Origin of the sequence: Acinetobacter sp. YH12100, from assembly GCF_013419135.1 — a bacterium.
In the GTDB taxonomy this organism is placed as follows: domain Bacteria; phylum Pseudomonadota; class Gammaproteobacteria; order Pseudomonadales; family Moraxellaceae; genus Acinetobacter; species Acinetobacter pseudolwoffii.
This window is the reverse complement of the sequence record NZ_VPAQ01000023.1, coordinates 1-16,340: the sequence shown is the minus strand read 5'-3', so window position 1 is coordinate 16,340 and position 16,340 is coordinate 1. Positions and strand designations below refer to the sequence as shown.

Here is a 16,340-nt window from a genome sequence, read left to right as displayed (position 1 = left end):
AAACAAAGACAAGCCAAAGGATGAAACAATTCATGAGTTTTGCAGCCCAAATCAAGATTCCTGCAACCTATATGCGTGGAGGCACCAGTAAAGGCGTTTTTTTTAAGCTGGATGATTTGCCCGCAGAAGCACAACAGGCCGGCCGGATTCGTGATCAGCTTCTGCTGCGCGTGATTGGTAGCCCAGATCCTTATGCTAAACAGATCGATGGTATGGGCGGCGCCAGTTCCAGTACCAGCAAGACCGTGATTCTGTCAAAAAGCCAGCAGGCCGATCATGATGTTGATTATTTATTTGGTCAGGTGGCAATTGACCGTCCTTTTGTGGACTGGAGTGGTAATTGCGGTAATCTCACCGCAGCAGTGGGAGCTTTTGCCATTTCTAATGATCTGATTGATAGATCACGTATTCCGGAAAATGGGCTGTGTACAGTCCGCATCTGGCAGGCCAATATTCAAAAAACCATTATTGCGCATGTACCAATGCGAAATGGTCAAGTTCAGGAGTTGGGCGATTTTGAACTGGATGGTGTGACTTTTCCGGCAGCCGAAGTACAGATCGAGTTTTTAGATCCTGCCGATGATGATGGCGAAGGCGGTTCGATGTTTCCGACAGGTAATCTGGTCGATACGCTGGAAGTTCCCAATATTGGCAGTTTTGAAGTCACCATGATTAATGCCGGCATTCCCACCGTGTTTTTGAATGCGGGAGATTTGGGTTATAACGGCACCGAGCTTCAGGATCATATGAATAATGATGCGGCAGCGCTGGCAAAGTTTGAAACCATTCGTGCTTATGCTGCGAAGCAGATGGGATTGATTCAGGACATTAGCGAAGCAGCTAACCGTCAGCACACCCCAAAAATCGCTTTTGTAGCGCCATCCAAAACTTATACCTCATCAAGTGGCAAGGTGGTTGCCGAAGCAGATGCCGATATTCTGGTTCGTGCCTTGTCTATGGGGAAACTGCATCATGCCATGATGGGCACAGCTGCGGTGGCAATTGGTACGGCGGCAGCCATTCCGGGGACTCTGGTGAATCGGGTGGCAGGCGGTGTAGAGCGTGAAGCCGTGCGTTTTGGCCATCCTTCGGGGACTTTAAGAGTAGGCGCACAAGCAAGTCAGGAAAATGGAGAGTGGAAAGTGAAAAAAGCCATCATGAGTCGCAGTGCACGTGTGTTGATGGAAGGTTGGGTACGCGTTCCTGAAGATGTTTTGCTCTAGTTTGATTTGCCGACCCATTATTTAGCCTGAGAAAATTACTGTTGTGACCATTACTGGCCAAAATTTTGACTCAGCTATCGTTGGCATGGTAGGAAGTAATAAAAGCTATCAGAGAATACGTTTAAATATCTAAACTTGTTTATATTTAGAGGTAGATATTGTCCAGCCTCATCTTTCCTTTAAAAGTTTAAATGGATTTGTGCAGGTGAAATCCTACTTTGGAAAGACCCAAGGTAGGCAAAGGTCTCTTATTGCCCATACACGACGTCCTGTGGTGATGGGCAATGTGTGGCATCTCTGCCACAGGCACTTGATAAATCCAAGCACTTCAACTCTGGGACAGTAGCGCTGTCGCGGCAGTGGTTTTTTAGTGGAGGAACATATTTTGATATCTATTGCTGCTTTAAATCAATCCACAGATAAAGCTGAAAATTCAAGGCGATTGTAGGTACAATAGTGCTTATCAGGACAAGTGGCTCAAACTTGTTATTTTCATCCTTCCGGACTATGTATTCGAGGCAAATGTGTCATCTATTACTGACGTATCAATCCATGCATTGACTCAAGCACAACATCGTATTCAACAAGATTTACTGACAGCCCTAGATGCCTTTGCCATTCCTGAACCTTTAAAGTCGGCGGTGCATCATGCCGTGATGCTGGGAGGGAAGCGTGTTCGTCCAGCATTATGCTATGCCACAGCAGCACTAAAACCGAATCAGAATACCGCGGCGGTACGCCGTGCGGCGGTTGCGATTGAATTTATCCATTGTTATTCACTGGCACATGATGATCTGCCGTGTATGGACAATGATTTGCTGCGCCGTGGTCAGCCGACCTGTCATGTGGCTTATGGTGAAGATACCGCGCTTTTGGCAGGTGATATTCTACAGTCGATGGCCTTTGAAATTTTAGGCAGTCGTCTGTTTGATCAAGGTCCTGCGGTAGATGCTTCGATTGTGCTAAAACAAATGCAGATTCTGGCCACAGCCTCTTCGAAAATGGTCAATGGTCAGGTGTTGGATTTGCAGTCCGAAGGCAAAAAAATTGATCAGGACGTATTAGAAACCATTCATCGTAATAAAACCGGTGCGTTGATGAGTGCTGCGATCATGATGGCGGCGGTCACAATCTTTGAAGGTACAGATCTGGCGATTCCAAAGCTGCGTGAGTTTGGACAGGCGATTGGTCTGGCCTTCCAGGTGCAGGACGATATTCTGGATATTATTTCTGATACCGAAGTGTTGGGTAAAACAGCTGGCAAGGATGAGCAGGTAGAAAAATCGACATATCCTGCCTTGATGGGGCTGGAACAGGCCAAAGCCTATGCACAGCAATTGCATGATCAGGCCTTAGCCGCACTTGCTCATTTTGATGATCAGGCGGCAGAGCTGATCTCTATCACCCAGTTTTTACTTCAGCGTAAAAATTAAAATGCTTGAATCTGTTCATTGTTTTTATTTTGAGTGATTGTTCAGGTATTAAAAAAGCGGACTTAAAGTCCGCTTTTTTTGATCGTTAATTTTATTTGGTTTCGTTATACAGACGTTCAGCCTGTTCAAAACGATCGGTAATTTCAGCCGTAGGTACTTTACCCATCAAGCTCACTACAATGATGGCAATGAATGAGCAGATAAAGCCCGGGATAATTTCATAGACACCTGTTGCTGCGAACAGGTTTTTCCATAAAATCACTATCACTGCACCCATAATCATACCTGCCAAGGCACCATTCAAAGTCATGCGTTTCCAGAACAGGGACAGAATGATCAGCGGGCCAAATGCAGCACCAAAACCGGCCCAGGCATAAGCGACCAGACCCAGCACTTTCGATTCAGGATTACCCGCCATCCAGATTGCCAGCAGGGCAATCAGCAGCACCATAAAACGGCCAACCCAAACCAGTTCTTTTTGAGATGCATTTTTGCGCAGGAAGGATTTATAAAAATCCTCTGTCAGCGTACTTGAGCAGACTAGAAGCTGACAGCTTAAAGTACTCATTACCGCAGCCAAAATCGCAGCCAGGACAATACCGGCAATCCATGGGTTGAACAGAATTTTGGTCAATTCCATAAATACAGTTTCAGGATTGGCATTCACCACACTGGCCAGTTCCGGATGTTGCTGGAAATAAGCAATACCAAAGAAACCGGCAGCCACGGCACCAGCTAAGCACAGGATCATCCAGGTCATACCAATACGGCGTGCATTTGGAATTGACTTGACTGAATCTGCCGCCATAAAGCGCACCAGAATATGTGGCTGACCAAAATAACCCAAGCCCCATGCCAGTAGCGACAGGATAGCCACCGTACTTAAGTCACCGACCAGATTCATGGCCTGTGGACGTGCCGTTTCAAGCGCCAGAGTGACCTGAGACATATCAGAGAAGGTCAATAGGGTCACAATTGGCGTGAGCAACAGCGCAAAGATCATCAGGCCGGCCTGAATGGTATCGGTCCAGCTGACTGCCAGAAAACCGCCAATAAATACATAACTGATGGTGGCAATGGCACTGATCCAGAGCGCCGTCGTGTAGGACATTTCAAACATGCTTTCGAACAGGCGCGCACCTGCTACCATGCCTGAGGCACAGTAAATCGCAAAGAAAATCAGAATCACAAAAGCCGATACAATACGTAAAATTTTCTTCTGGTCGTTAAAACGATTGGAAAAATAATCTGGAAGGGTCAGGGCATTGTGCTGAACTTCCGTATGTACCCGTAAACGGCCAGCCACCAGCAACCAGTTTAACCAGGCACCAATAATCAGGCCAATGGCAATCCACATTTCCGACAAACCAGAAAGATAAATTGCACCGGGCAGGCCCATTAGCAGCCAGCCACTCATATCGGAAGCCCCAGCGGAAAGTGCAGTAACAAAACTACCTAAACGACGGCCCCCTAAAATGTAATCGGAAAAGTTTGTGGTCGCACGATAAGCCATCAGGCCGATCACCACCATGGCGACAATATAAAAAAGAAAGGTAATTAACGTTGGATTTAGGGAGCTCATACGGTATCCATTTTCGAGTTGGACAGTAATCGAATAAGGACTTATGTTGATGATAAATGCTGTGGCGAAACACAGATCTGGCATCAAAGCCCAAAGGATTTCAAAAAATAACGCGAAATTTAAGCATAAATTCCAAATCTTTGCTGAGATTTTCGTGTTTAAACGAAAAATAGGCAGCGAATACGCTGCCTATGGATTTGAAAATGAAAATTTTTACTGAGGCGGACGACCCATCACGCCTCGAACCGTGTTCAGCACGTCTGCAGGCAAGACCACAGTTTTGGCATTTGGTGATTTGGCCATATCTTGCATGGCCTTGATATATTGCTCACCGAGTAAATAGGCAACCGGAATCTCATTACTACCAATTGCCGAAGTCACCATATCAATCGCACGTTGTGAAGATTCAGCCAGAACCACCTGTGCTTCTGCATCACGGCGCGATGCTTCCAGACGACCATCCGCTTCCAGAATGGCAGCCTGTTTTTCACCATCCGCTTTGGTCACGGTTGCACGACGTTGACGTTCAGCAGCGGCCTGTTCTTCCATCGCGGTTTGCATGGTGACTGACGGTTTAATGTCTTGAATTTCAACGGTTTTAAGCGTGATACCCCAGTCCGAGATATCATCGGAAATACTGGATTTTAAACGTGCTTTAATATGATCACGTGATGATAGTGCATCATCCAGATCCATTTCACCGACAATCGAACGTAATGAGGTTTGTACCAGGTTTTGAATTGCCCAAGAATAGTTTTCAATGCCGTAGACCGCTTTTTCAGGTGTGGTCAGGTTGATATAGGCCACCGCATTCATGAGTAACACGGCATTATCACGGGTAATCACTTCCTGTGAAGGAATATCCAGCACAATATCTTTGGTGGTGACTTTATAAGCCACTTCATCAATATACGGAATGACAAAATTCAGACCCGGATTCAGCGTCGTATGGTATTTGCCCAAGCGTTGTGCGATCCATTTATAACCTTGCGGGACAATACGTACCCCTTTAAAAATTGTAATCGCCACAAAGGCCAAAAATGCGATAACAATTATAGTTCCACCAGACATATCTTATTCACCTTTTTCATTTTGATAATGTGTGCTGTGGGGTTGAACCACCAGATCATTCCCCAGAATATCCACGACGCGAACACGGTCACCGACCTGAACCTGATCCAGAGTACGACATTCCCATTCATCCGAACCTAAAACTGGCATCGGAAAGCGCACCCGGATTTGCCCATGATCCAGATTAGTCTGAATCACCATGCCCACCTGACCAATGGTCGCTTCACGCGATAGACCGGCTTTGGTCTTGTCAATGGAAAGTGGCTTGATAAACTTGAACCAGAGCAGCGTACACAGAACAGAAAGAACGATCCAGGTCAGGAGCTGGGTCGTCAGTCCCATCATCGGGAACATCCAGTACAGGACGCCAACCATGATGGCACCGATCCCGAACCACAGGGCAGCAAATGCGGGCAGCAGTAATTCCGACAGAATCAGAAGGATGCCTAATACAAACCAGTGCCAAGGTTCAAGAACTAATTCCATATCGTGACCTATATCGCTAAGTATTTAATTAATCATCATCTTTATATGATTGATCTTCAATGTAGCAGATGCGGCAGCAGATGAATATAAAAAATTCATGCATCAAAATTTTGCCTGACGGGGCGGTTTAAATGCCGCTGGCGACTGCTTAAAGTTGCTAATAGCTTTTTCAATAGTACGGATTTTCAGCTGAGCCGCCTTTTCACCTTCCAGAATGGTGGCATTGCTGGCTTTCAGGTCCAAAGTACCGATATGGCCGACTTTGGGCTGAATCACCACAGTGGCCTGACTCAACTCTTCATTAATGCTTTGCTGTCCCATAATATTTAGGGTCTGATCCAGTACGCCCCACATATTCAAGGCTTTATTACCATCCGGACGGGCAGAAATATCCACGGCAATGACAATGTCTGCTCCCATATCTTTGGCGGTCTTGACCGGAATTGGGCTAATCAGACCGCCATCGACATATTTGATGCCGCCAATCACGGCAGGCACAAATACATTCGGAATACTACAGGAAGCACGAACCGCCTGTCCGGCATTGCCTTTAATAAAGTCAGCTTTACGCCCATTGTCCAGGCGAGTGGCAACTGCAGCAAAACGAATTGGGAATTGTTCAATCGGTTTGTTCGCCACATTTTTATTGACGAAATTCTGCAATTTTTGTCCGGCAATAATCCCTTGTCGATTTAAGGTTAAATCACGGATGTCCGATTCCTTAAAGTTCAAGGCAATTTGCTGCAACTGATACGGTGATTTGCCGCTGGCATATAGACTGCCGACAAAACTGCCGGCACTTGTGCCTGTGACAATTTTCGGTTTAATGCCGTGTGACTCCAGTACCTTAATCACGCCAATATGGGCGAAGCCTTTCGCACCGCCGCCGCCAAGTGCAATTGCAATCACGGGTTCGCGGGCCTGAAGTGGTGTAGGAGTCGGTGTGGTTTTACTGGCTTTATCACATGCAGCCAGACTGAGGCCAAGACAGCCAATCAGAGCATAAGACGCTAATTTCATTGTAGGAAATGATCACTAAATCATCAAAATATAGGCTATCAGAGCAAAAAAACAGGATTTTGCCTAGTCTTTTTTCAACAGCTTTTGTAAAGGCCGGGCAATCCAGTCCGGATTTTTTGCCGAAATCTTGCCTTGATAATGTGCATAAATCTGCACCAGATCATGTTCATAATCGCCCGTCGGCTGATAGACACCCAGAATATGAATGGTTTTAATATCATAATCAAAAGCCAGCATGACAATAGGCAGGCCGGCCTGATCGGCAATATGATAAAAACCACTGCGGATTTTTTCTGGCGCTTTACGTGAACCTTCGGGTGCCATACCGACCCAAATCTGGGGTTTTCGCTTGATGATTTCCACGATCTGCTGAGTATGACCTTGTGGACTATCCTGAACCACCGGAATCACCCCAATCCATTCAAGTAAGGGCTTTAATGGGGTATGGAACAGGCTGTTTTTACCAAAAATAGTGACCTTTAACCCGATAGCTAAGAGTGCAATAAAACCATGCCAGGCATCAATATTGGACGTATGTGGAGAAATAATCGCAACGGCTTTTGGTAAATTGGGAAACTCACCTTCAAGCTGCCAGCCCTGCACTAAAAAGATCCGTTTAAAAAAATAACGGCTGAGTCGATTGCCTCGACTGGGCACCAAGGGAGGTAATTCTGGAAAGTGCTTTTTGGTCATGCTTAAAGTCTCTTCCTGACACATATTTTTCTTTATTTTTAATGATATTAGGCTTTTACTTTGGTTTTTTCATTGGCAAAATGTCCAGCTTGTTGAATGATTTCTGCTTCTTTTGCCTATTAAGGACCCAGCATGCCGAATATGCGGAATACTTACATTGTGTTGTTTTCCCTGTATTGGGCGCAAGGATTGCCAGTCGGATTTATGACCCATGCTTTGCCGGTGATCTTACGGGCAGAAGGAGTGTCGCTGGCACAGATCGGTGGTTTTGGCCTGCTCATGCTGCCTTGGTCAATCAAGGTGTTTTGGGCGCCATTGGTCGATCGTTATGGCTCTCAAGCCACAGGGCATTATCGAAGCTGGATTATTCCGCTGCAATTGCTCTCGGTAGCAGTGCTGATCGCCTTGTCCTTTTTGCCCATTCAGGCTTTAGATCAGCCGGTTTATCTATTGGCCTTTTTTATTGCGTTATTATTTATGAATGGGGTGGGGGCGACACAGGATATTGCCACCGATGCACTGGCAGTCAATATTCTGAAAAATGAACAGCAGCACTGGGGCAATACCTTTCAGGTGATTGGATCACGTTTGGGTTTCATTGTCGGTGGTGGTGCGATTTTACTGTTTTTAGATCTGTTGCAGTGGCAAAGCACTTTTTTGCTTTTGGCTGCACTAGTTTTTATAAACACACTGCCTGTTTTAAAATTTAAAGAGCCACAGCATCGCTCGATCGCATCTGAGCAAATTACCGCTTCCAGTAAAATAAAAATCAAAGCCTATTTTCAGTATTTTTATACACATCCAGGCTTGCGTTGCTGGTTGCTGGTCTTGCTGACATTTAAAGTCGCAGATGGGCTATCTGGCCCTTTGCTGAAGCCTTTAATGGTCGATCTGGGTCTGAGCTTTACTCAGATTGGTGTGTACGTGACCATGCTGGGTGCAGGTGCTGCCCTGATTGGAGCTGGTCTGGCAGGCTATTGCCTGAAGTTCTTTTCACGTCGTTATTGTTTAATGTCTTTTTCGGTGCTCAAAATACTGACTTTAATTGCTTATGCCTGGCTGGCAGCACAATATGAAGCCCAGCTTAAGGTCGAAAACTGGCTGATCTATACCATTAATGCAACAGAAGATCTGGTTTCAGCGATGCTGTTGGTAGTCATGCTGACTCTCATCATGCAATACAGCCGTAAGCATCTGGCAGGGACTGATTTTACCTTTCAAGTTTCAATTATGGCGACGGTAAGTGGTGGCTTGTATATGTTGAGTGGGGTAGCGGGGGATTATTTAGGCTATGCAAAATATTTAACTTATATTGTCTGTATCAGCATAGTGCTTTTATTGCCTATCCTATTTTGGGGAAGAATAGATCAACAATCGCAGTCATTATGAAATATGAATTAAAGCTGGCTGAAAAAGAAGCTATCTGTTTTAAAAGTATGGTTAATACATATTATAGATAAAAGTATGAGATAAAAATGATTTCAAACTGATTTGAAAGTTGTTAAATTCTTGATGTTTTCAAGTGGCTTGTTGTGTAGCTAGGGTTAAAAATGTAAGTGCAGTCAAATACGTGACATGATGCCTGAGCTTTTAACTCGACATATATTGCGTGAGTTATCTTTCGAGATCACAACCAAGCTATTTCATAATTATAGATATTCCACACGGTATAGGTTTCAGTTGAAATCACCGAACTTTCAATGCCAGTGAACTTTGTTCACTATGGAGAATGTAATGAGTCAAGTTTTAACAAGAAAGTTTTTAGCTAAAGGATTAGCAGTGGCAGTAGCAACATTGATGCTGGGGACTGTTGCACATGCTGAAACACAAGAGCAAAAAGAAATTAAGCAGCTGCGCCAAGAAATTGAAGCACTAAAAACATTAGTATTACAGCAGCAACAAGTTCAGCAAACTCAAGCAGTGCAAATAGAACAAGTCAAAGCAACCCCACAACAATCAGCAGCTGCACCGAAAGCCCTAAGTACAAAATCAGATACTGAAGTGAAGCTATATGGTTTCGTTCGTGGTGATGCGAACTATATCATTGAAGGTTCAGCAGGTGACTTCTCTGATGTTGCAAAAACCAATGGTCAAACGAATGACAAGTTCGTTGCAACAGCAAAAACAACACGAATAGGTTTAGATTTTAAAACCAATGTTGAAGGTGCAGAAATTGGCGGTAAACTTGAAAGTGATTTTGCAGGTACTAACGATTCATTCCGTGTACGTCAAGCATATTTAACCTATAAAAATTGGTTAATTGGTCAAACACAATCTACCTTCTTGTCAAATCATGCACCGTTTATGATTGACTTCAGCACCAACGTCGGTGGGGGTACTACCCGTCTACCAATGATTCGTTATGGTTTTGATTTATCTCCTGCAACACAGTTGTTCCTGGCTGCAGAAAAGCCAAACTCAAGTGCTGGGCACAATGAGTTAAATGCGAAGGGTGAAACAGTAAGTGTTGAGCATAACAAATCAAGTGCACCAACTTTGACTGCTAAATTAGTTCATAACTTTGATGATAAAAAAGGCAATGCATCTGCACGTACTTTAGTTGAAGTTACTAAAGATGAAAGCGTTAATGACCGTAAAGCAGGTTGGGGTCTAGCTGCAGGTACAACCTATCAAGTGCTTGAGCCTTTAAAAGCGACGATTGATGTGAGCTATACGCAAGGTGTGAACGGTATTCTGTATGGTACCAACGCGAATGCAGCATTTGTACATGATGCAGATAATCGTAATATCGAACAAAATGAAATTTGGGCGGTACAAACAGGCTTAACGTATAGTATTTTACCTAACTTAAAAACCTCAGTTGGTTATGGTGCATTGTTTGCTGATAAAGATTCAGACTATGCAGACCTCAATGTCAATGCTACTGCAAACAAAGAGGTACAACAAGCGTGGTTAAACTTGGTGTATTCACCTGTTAAACCACTTGAGTTTGGTGTTGAGTATGTCAACGGTGAGCGTAAAGACTTTAATAATGATAAATTCAAAGATAATCGTATTGGTTTAATGAGCAAATATAGCTTCTAATTGATGATATAACGCTTAATAAAAAATCCCACCACTTGGTGGGATTTTTTTATATAAATATTCGACAAAAATAATGAATATTCAAGCAAATTCTTGCTGCTACAGTTTATCCCTTTTATACCAAGCTTAGTCCTGATGAATAGAGGTGTATTGTGTGAAACTTGCTAACATAAGCTTAATTTTATGTTTGGATTTGCATGTGACCATTCAAGCTGTTTTATTTGACCTCGACAATACCTTGACTCATCGTGATCTAACGGCCCAAGCCTATAGCCGTTATCTGGCAGAATATTATGCATCTGCATTTGCACAGGTCGAACCAGAAAAAATTATCGAGATTGTACGGCGCATCGATAATGGCGGTTATCCTAAAAAGGAATTGCTAACGCATGGCAGCATCGGGGCTTCGGCAGCTTATGCATTATTACAGGAGCTATCCTGGTTAAATCCACCCAGCATAGATGAGCTGGCACAGTTCTGGTTTAGCCAGTTTGGTCGCTGCGCTGTAGAAATGCCGGATGCCAAACAGGTACTAGAACAGTTGAAATCCCAAGGCTATCAACTGGCGATTGTTTCCAATGGTGGACACGACACCCGTTTAAATACCATTCGAGGTTTGGGCATTGCCGATTATTTCGAGGAAATCATCAGTTCGGGTTTAGTCGGTTTTAACAAACCACAGCCAGAAATTTTCCAGATTACTGCACAACGTTTAGGCGTCTTGCCTGAACATTGTTTATATATTGGCGATCATCCAATCAATGATATACAAGGGGCAAAAAATGCCGGAATGCATGCCTTGTGGATGCAGGGCTTTCATCCTGATGCCGAAGAAATCCAATATAAAATCCAGCAGCTACCTGAAATTTTCACGCATTTACAACGGCTGAATCAGCTTTAATTCAAGTGATGCGTAAACAATTAATCGCTTCAGCCCACTGTGCTGATTTGCAGCGAGGACATTGTTGTGTCGCTTTGACCAGGTTTTGAACCTGACCACAGTAAATACAGGCATATAAACGCTCTGCTTGCACCTGTTCGACGATCGAGCAGGTTTTAGGAAATAACGGTAGGCCGTATTTCACCTGATCATCACTAAAATATAACACACTGAATTTGCCATCAGTTTCCAGTAAACCGGTACGCACCTGACCGAGATGTTCAACACCTTGCTGGCGCATTTCGGCAAAGAATTCATCATGTGACATTTTGCCTTTTTTAATCTCTTCGATGACCAGCAGGCCATCTTCCACGATATAAATTGGTTTGCCTTCCAGTAGGTCTTCAAACCATTGATATTTCATCATCAGCCAGGTGGTCAGGCGATACATCAAGATAATCACCGACATGACCAGAACAGCCTGAATCAGAGGAATATCTTCAGTAAACATCGGGTCGCCGGCAATTGAGCCCAAGGACAGAATGATCGCAACTTCAAAGATCGAAAGTTGCCGCACACCACGTTTTCCTGTCAGACGTAAAAACAGGATAATCATGATGTACATCAACATACAACGCAGCAAAATCTCTGATGCAAATGCCCAAGTTGTATCCTGAATAAAGATTGAGGCCCAATCCATTCGGCGGCTCCTATTTTATGCGTTGCACCGAGTCTAGCAATGCGGTAGGTTTATTTACTGCTGTTTTTATGTAAGCTTTTGAATATAAAATATATTATTGAAAAATAGAGCGAATTTATAATCAGATTTATTTATGAGCTAACTAGAAGTTTCATGTAAATATTGCATAAATATTCATCACTTTAATTGTGATTCAGCTCACACTTTATTCCAAGTTGGTTTAGGACATTAAAATGATTATCTTATTGAAATTTAAATAATAAGTTCTAAATGCTCTATCTTTTCATAGACTTAAGTGTTTGGAAATTTGTAATTGATTCACCAAAATTAAGTAAAAATCTGTAGTTTGTGCTCTGAAAAATGAGGCAGTCATAAGCCTAAAAATTTGTTTTCTAAATGAAAAATTATTGATTACGGTTCTAATAGGGAAAATTATTGTGAAAAAAATATTCACATTTTTAACAGTGCTTGGTTTGAGTACGGCAGGCTATGCAGATGCCAATTGGGGCTATATGCAGCCTGAACAATGGTCGAATTTAAGCCAGAAATATACTGCCTGTGATGGTGCGAATCAGTCACCAATTAATATTGAGCGGACGGTAAAAGCACAACTGGAACCGCTGAAATTTAGTTATAACACCATGATTCACGCCATTGAAAATAAAGGTCATACCATTCAGGTGGACTTTGCCGAAGGTGGTGAGCTGGAGCTAGATGGGGAGCGTTTTGAACTGAAACAGTTCCATTTGCATAGTCCGAGTGAGAACCTGATTCAAGGTAAAAGTTATCCTTTAGAGATTCATTTTGTCCATGCCAATGCTGATGGTGAGCTGGCAGTGGTTGGCATGATGTTTGAGCAGGGGCAGGACAGCCAGATGCTAAAACAGATGTGGAAACGTTTGCCGAAAAAGCAGGGGGAAAAAGTCGTGTTAAAAACCCCACAGCCTGTCAATCAGTTGCTGCCTAAAAATCTGGATTATTATCGCTTTAGTGGCTCACTGACCACCCCACCTTGTTCAGAGGGTGTGCGCTGGCTCATTTTAAAAGAGATCCAACAGGCTTCAGCCAAACAGATTGGTGAATTTTCCAAATTAATGGGGCATCCGAATAATCGTCCGGTACAGCCATTAAATGGTCGTGTCATTGTTGAATAATCATTTTGTTTGCGCCATTTGCCTACACATTGATGGCCTGAAAAGGCAATTTAAGGTTGTAGGTGATGGCTCTTTTCAATCTGTTTAATTAACTGATGGCTCGCATCATGAATATACTGGCTATGTTGGGTCAGTAAAGCTTGATGCTTGAGCTGTTTCTGGTTTTTAGGCTGTAATAAATGTTGTTGCAGAATTTCCTCGGAATGAAACAGTTCAAATGCCAATTGATTCAGGTTTGGGTCATAAATTTGACTATGTACAAATATATGCAGTTCTTTAGAAAAGACCGGAATTAATTCCAGATATTCAGTTTCTAGCGTATGTAAGATATTTTGAGTACTTTGCTGATGTAACTGCATTTGTTCAATGAAGTCAGCACTATAACGGCGAATACGATAAAGTGTCGGCAGCATCGTGACAAAGAATTTTTGTTTTTGCATGTCTTGTAAGGCATTATCACGATTTTGTGCCAAATGATTTAAATATAAGGGCACACTAATGGCGACAAAAATTGCAAACACAGATCCTAGCGCTTGTACCCATGCAGCGAGTTCCTGATTAAAGATTAAATCTGCCTGAGTTGCCATCTGAATCTCCTTTCAGCACAGTCACAAATTAAGTTATTGTTATATTGTTTGATATTAAACAAAATTTATTTGCATAAGGTGTATATTTGTGTCGATAACTGGCATACACCTGTCTCATAAAACCGTTAAACTTAATAATCTGTCCTGCTTATTTTGAATATCATGTCTTTCAATTTAAAAACCATGATTCAGCCATTCACAGCGCTTTCGACACAGCAGAAAAAGCTGGATCGCCTGATTGATAAAATTGAACAGCAGAAGCTTGAGCTGGCACAGTGGCAGCAGGCTGAAGAAGAGATTCGACAATATACACAGCAAAATTTCATACCGGTCTATCATGAATTGCATGGTGTTTTGTTTGAGCAGCTTGAACAATTGTGGCAGCATCTGCATGAGGCAGAATTTTCCAAGGCCGAGATCGTCGTACTGGATGAAAAAATTCAATCCCTGGCGGCTTACTTAAAAGATTCACAGGCAATGTCGGTGCAGGAAGCGCATAAGGTCAATGAAATTGATAGTTACTATCAGCAGCTCAATGAACATGTCCAACACAGAAAAAATCAGAAAAAGACCAATGCATCAGAAGGTTTTTCCGAAGATCAAAATGATATAGATCAGGCCGACACAGATGTATTTGAAGAATGGGATAGTGAACATTTTCAACAAGTACGTGAGCAAGCCAGATTAAAACGCCAGCAGGAAAAACAGGCGCAGGCAGCAGCGATGGCAGAGCAGTCATTGAAAACCGTGTATTTAAAAATTGCGGCGGCCATTCATCCTGACCGTGAAGCGAATGATGTCAAGAAAATAAAAAAGACAGAGTTGTTGCAACATGCCAATCAAGCTTATGAAAAGCAGGATTTATTTGCTTTATTGAAAATGCAGCTTCAGATTGAACAAGACCGAGATCCTTCACAAAAGAGTTTAACTGCAGAACAAATCAAGCTTTATCAACTGGCGTTAGATGCGCAAAGTCAGACATTACAAGGTCAAATTGATACATTGATCAATAGGTTAGTTTGGTCATCGAAAACCAGAATTGCAGTAAAAAAGGCGAAAGGGAAAGTTCAAATTGCTGACCTGTATAAGCAGATTGATGAAGATACTTTGGCCATAAAGCAGCAGATTAAAGTAGAAAAAGAACGCTTGAGATATATCAAGAAGGTGAGTGGCTTAGAGATGTTTTTAAGGCATGGGATACTTTAAGATTTTTCTCCCTTTGGGGGATGAGCATCCTCAGAATATATTCTGAGTGCGCGAGGGTGAGGGCTATTTTAAGATTCACCTCTCCCTAATCCTCTCCCAGAGGGAGTCGTAACTGATTAGATGCCATCAATTAATTTAATAATGAACGTTCCCTCTCCTTTTAGGAGAGGGCTAGGGAGAGGTTATAAAATTTGCTAATCTAAAGAAAATAATAAAAACATAAGCCTATGAATAAAAAGCTCGATCCCCAACTATTACAATTCTCCAAATCCATGCGCCACACCGCCACCGATGCTGAAAATATGATGTGGCAAATACTCCGTGCCAAGCGTTTTATGAATCTGAAGTTCCGTCGTCAGCACGTGATTGTGCCGTATATTGTAGATTTTTACTGTCATGAAATTGGTTTAGTGATTGAGTTGGATGGTAGTCAGCATGGAGCGGATGATGCTGTGGAATATGATGATGAACGGACGAAGTTTTTAGAGGCATTGGGTTTAACCGTTGTAAGGTATTGGAATCATGATGTGTTGGGGCGGACGGATGTGGTTTTAGAACACTTATGGCAAGTGTGCATTGAATTGCAAGTGAATAAAGGATGAAAGCTCCTTCTCCCTTTGGGAGAAGGCGGGGGAAGAGGGTTTTTTAATTGGATAAAAGCACCTCTCCCTAACCCTCTCCTGAGAGGAGAGGGAATTCCATTGTGAAATCCATGCAGACACTAAATCAAATGGCGCTCCCTCTCCCTGTGGGAGAGGGCTGGGGTGAGGGTTAAATACAAATTGACATAGCTCTAACTCTCATTGCTGGCCCTTCAATAAAAATATCCAATAAGGCATTAATAATAGAATAAGTACGATCTTTAAAGGCTAAGATTTCCGAAATTTTCGATTCTGAAATTTCGTAATCTTCTTTACTACTATTAATTGCTTCAATTAATAAAGAAATACGCTCAACAAGGGATAAGAGTGGTGTTATTACATTACGTTGTAATAAATTAATAGTTTGATCTTCATTAATTATTTTGGTGATTTTACCAATAATTATAAAATTCCCATCATTTAGCTGAGATTTAATTTTATTCGGTTGATGATTCTCCAAATCTAGATCAATGACACCGATACACTTACCATGGTAATCCCCCCTAAAAATAATTGAGTTTAAAAGTAGAAAATCGAATAACCTTGATTTAAGGAGATTTTCTATGAAAACATCTAAGTATTCAGACAGCTTGATCATGAGTATCTTGAAGCAAGCTGA

Annotated in this window: 15 protein-coding genes and 1 pseudogene; 8 read left to right on the top strand and 8 right to left on the bottom strand. The window is 42.6% G+C overall.

What is annotated here, in order from left to right; translation table 11 throughout:
- Positions 1-32: 32 nt before the first annotated feature.
- The gene (prpF, locus tag FTU40_RS13410; protein ID WP_180041179.1) at positions 33-1,223 is read left to right on the top strand and encodes a 2-methylaconitate cis-trans isomerase PrpF; all 1,191 of its coding nucleotides are present in this window, start codon (positions 33-35) and stop codon (positions 1,221-1,223) included.
- A 524-nt stretch (positions 1,224-1,747) separates the two neighbouring features.
- Positions 1,748-2,656 carry a polyprenyl synthetase family protein gene (locus FTU40_RS13405; protein ID WP_005096193.1) on the top strand — a complete coding sequence of 303 codons (909 nt, stop codon included), beginning with the start codon at positions 1,748-1,750 and terminating at the stop codon, positions 2,654-2,656.
- A gap of 91 nt (positions 2,657-2,747) precedes the next feature.
- Here FTU40_RS13405 and putP read toward each other — a convergent pair whose 3' ends face one another.
- The 5 genes from putP to FTU40_RS13380 all read right to left on the bottom strand — a co-directional run bounded on the left by putP (position 2,748) and on the right by FTU40_RS13380 (position 7,508).
- Entirely contained in the window at positions 2,748-4,238 is a 1,491-nt protein-coding gene (gene putP / locus FTU40_RS13400) for a sodium/proline symporter PutP (RefSeq protein ID WP_180041177.1), read from the bottom strand.
- A gap of 213 nt (positions 4,239-4,451) precedes the next feature.
- Entirely contained in the window at positions 4,452-5,309 is an 858-nt protein-coding gene (locus FTU40_RS13395; protein ID WP_180041175.1) for an SPFH domain-containing protein, read from the bottom strand.
- 3 nt (positions 5,310-5,312) lie between these two features.
- Positions 5,313-5,795, bottom strand: coding sequence for an NfeD family protein (locus FTU40_RS13390; protein ID WP_100355312.1), 483 nt, complete (start codon positions 5,793-5,795; stop codon positions 5,313-5,315).
- Between the two features lie 102 nt (positions 5,796-5,897).
- On the bottom strand, positions 5,898-6,815 hold the full coding sequence (locus FTU40_RS13385; protein WP_100357283.1) for a patatin-like phospholipase family protein: 918 nt from the start codon (positions 6,813-6,815) through the stop codon (positions 5,898-5,900).
- Between the two features lie 63 nt (positions 6,816-6,878).
- Positions 6,879-7,508 (bottom strand): 1-acyl-sn-glycerol-3-phosphate acyltransferase, encoded by a 630-nt coding sequence (locus FTU40_RS13380; protein ID WP_180041173.1) that lies wholly within the window; start codon positions 7,506-7,508, stop codon positions 6,879-6,881.
- Positions 7,509-7,640: 132 nt separating this feature from the next.
- Between FTU40_RS13380 and FTU40_RS13375 the strand changes: the two genes are divergently transcribed.
- The 3 genes from FTU40_RS13375 to FTU40_RS13365 all read left to right on the top strand — a co-directional run bounded on the left by FTU40_RS13375 (position 7,641) and on the right by FTU40_RS13365 (position 11,454).
- The gene (locus tag FTU40_RS13375) at positions 7,641-8,897 is read left to right on the top strand and encodes an MFS transporter (protein ID WP_180041171.1); all 1,257 of its coding nucleotides are present in this window, start codon (positions 7,641-7,643) and stop codon (positions 8,895-8,897) included.
- A 345-nt stretch (positions 8,898-9,242) separates the two neighbouring features.
- Positions 9,243-10,553 carry a DcaP family trimeric outer membrane transporter gene (locus FTU40_RS13370; protein WP_180041169.1) on the top strand — a complete coding sequence of 437 codons (1,311 nt, stop codon included), beginning with the start codon at positions 9,243-9,245 and terminating at the stop codon, positions 10,551-10,553.
- Positions 10,554-10,752: 199 nt separating this feature from the next.
- On the top strand, positions 10,753-11,454 hold the full coding sequence (locus FTU40_RS13365) for an HAD family hydrolase (RefSeq protein WP_180041167.1): 702 nt from the start codon (positions 10,753-10,755) through the stop codon (positions 11,452-11,454).
- A 1-nt stretch (position 11,455) separates the two neighbouring features.
- On the opposite strand, the gene FTU40_RS13360 is transcribed toward FTU40_RS13365, so the two are convergent.
- Positions 11,456-12,133, bottom strand: coding sequence for a DUF421 domain-containing protein (locus FTU40_RS13360; RefSeq protein ID WP_180041165.1), 678 nt, complete (start codon positions 12,131-12,133; stop codon positions 11,456-11,458).
- Between the two features lie 437 nt (positions 12,134-12,570).
- Between FTU40_RS13360 and FTU40_RS13355 the strand changes: the two genes are divergently transcribed.
- Positions 12,571-13,287, top strand: coding sequence for a carbonic anhydrase family protein (locus tag FTU40_RS13355; protein ID WP_180041163.1), 717 nt, complete (start codon positions 12,571-12,573; stop codon positions 13,285-13,287).
- Between the two features lie 50 nt (positions 13,288-13,337).
- Here the strand turns inward: FTU40_RS13355 and FTU40_RS13350 are convergent, their stop codons facing one another.
- Entirely contained in the window at positions 13,338-13,874 is a 537-nt protein-coding gene (locus tag FTU40_RS13350) for a hypothetical protein (RefSeq protein ID WP_100357276.1), read from the bottom strand.
- 162 nt (positions 13,875-14,036) lie between these two features.
- Between FTU40_RS13350 and FTU40_RS13345 the strand changes: the two genes are divergently transcribed.
- Entirely contained in the window at positions 14,037-15,080 is a 1,044-nt protein-coding gene (locus FTU40_RS13345; protein WP_180041161.1) for a molecular chaperone DnaJ, read from the top strand.
- A gap of 227 nt (positions 15,081-15,307) precedes the next feature.
- Positions 15,308-15,682, top strand: a complete 375-nt coding sequence (locus tag FTU40_RS13340) for an endonuclease domain-containing protein (protein WP_180041159.1) — start codon at positions 15,308-15,310, stop codon at positions 15,680-15,682.
- A 169-nt stretch (positions 15,683-15,851) separates the two neighbouring features.
- On the opposite strand, the pseudogene FTU40_RS13335 reads toward FTU40_RS13340, so the two are convergent.
- A pseudogene (locus FTU40_RS13335) lies at positions 15,852-16,340 on the bottom strand (hypothetical protein); the annotation flags it as partial.

Coding starts and splice junctions, on each gene's coding strand:
- FTU40_RS13390 (WP_100355312.1), bottom strand. CDS start 5,795: ATGGAATTAGTTCTTGAACCTTGGCACTGGTTTGTATTAGGCATCCTT.
- FTU40_RS13360 (WP_180041165.1), bottom strand. CDS start 12,133: ATGGATTGGGCCTCAATCTTTATTCAGGATACAACTTGGGCATTTGCA.
- FTU40_RS13380 (WP_180041173.1), bottom strand. CDS start 7,508: ATGACCAAAAAGCACTTTCCAGAATTACCTCCCTTGGTGCCCAGTCGA.
- FTU40_RS13345 (WP_180041161.1), top strand. CDS start 14,037: ATGTCTTTCAATTTAAAAACCATGATTCAGCCATTCACAGCGCTTTCG.
- prpF (WP_180041179.1), top strand. CDS start 33: ATGAGTTTTGCAGCCCAAATCAAGATTCCTGCAACCTATATGCGTGGA.
- FTU40_RS13375 (WP_180041171.1), top strand. CDS start 7,641: ATGCCGAATATGCGGAATACTTACATTGTGTTGTTTTCCCTGTATTGG.
- FTU40_RS13385 (WP_100357283.1), bottom strand. CDS start 6,815: ATGAAATTAGCGTCTTATGCTCTGATTGGCTGTCTTGGCCTCAGTCTG.
- FTU40_RS13395 (WP_180041175.1), bottom strand. CDS start 5,309: ATGTCTGGTGGAACTATAATTGTTATCGCATTTTTGGCCTTTGTGGCG.
- putP (WP_180041177.1), bottom strand. CDS start 4,238: ATGAGCTCCCTAAATCCAACGTTAATTACCTTTCTTTTTTATATTGTC.
- FTU40_RS13340 (WP_180041159.1), top strand. CDS start 15,308: ATGAATAAAAAGCTCGATCCCCAACTATTACAATTCTCCAAATCCATG.
- FTU40_RS13350 (WP_100357276.1), bottom strand. CDS start 13,874: ATGGCAACTCAGGCAGATTTAATCTTTAATCAGGAACTCGCTGCATGG.
- FTU40_RS13370 (WP_180041169.1), top strand. CDS start 9,243: ATGAGTCAAGTTTTAACAAGAAAGTTTTTAGCTAAAGGATTAGCAGTG.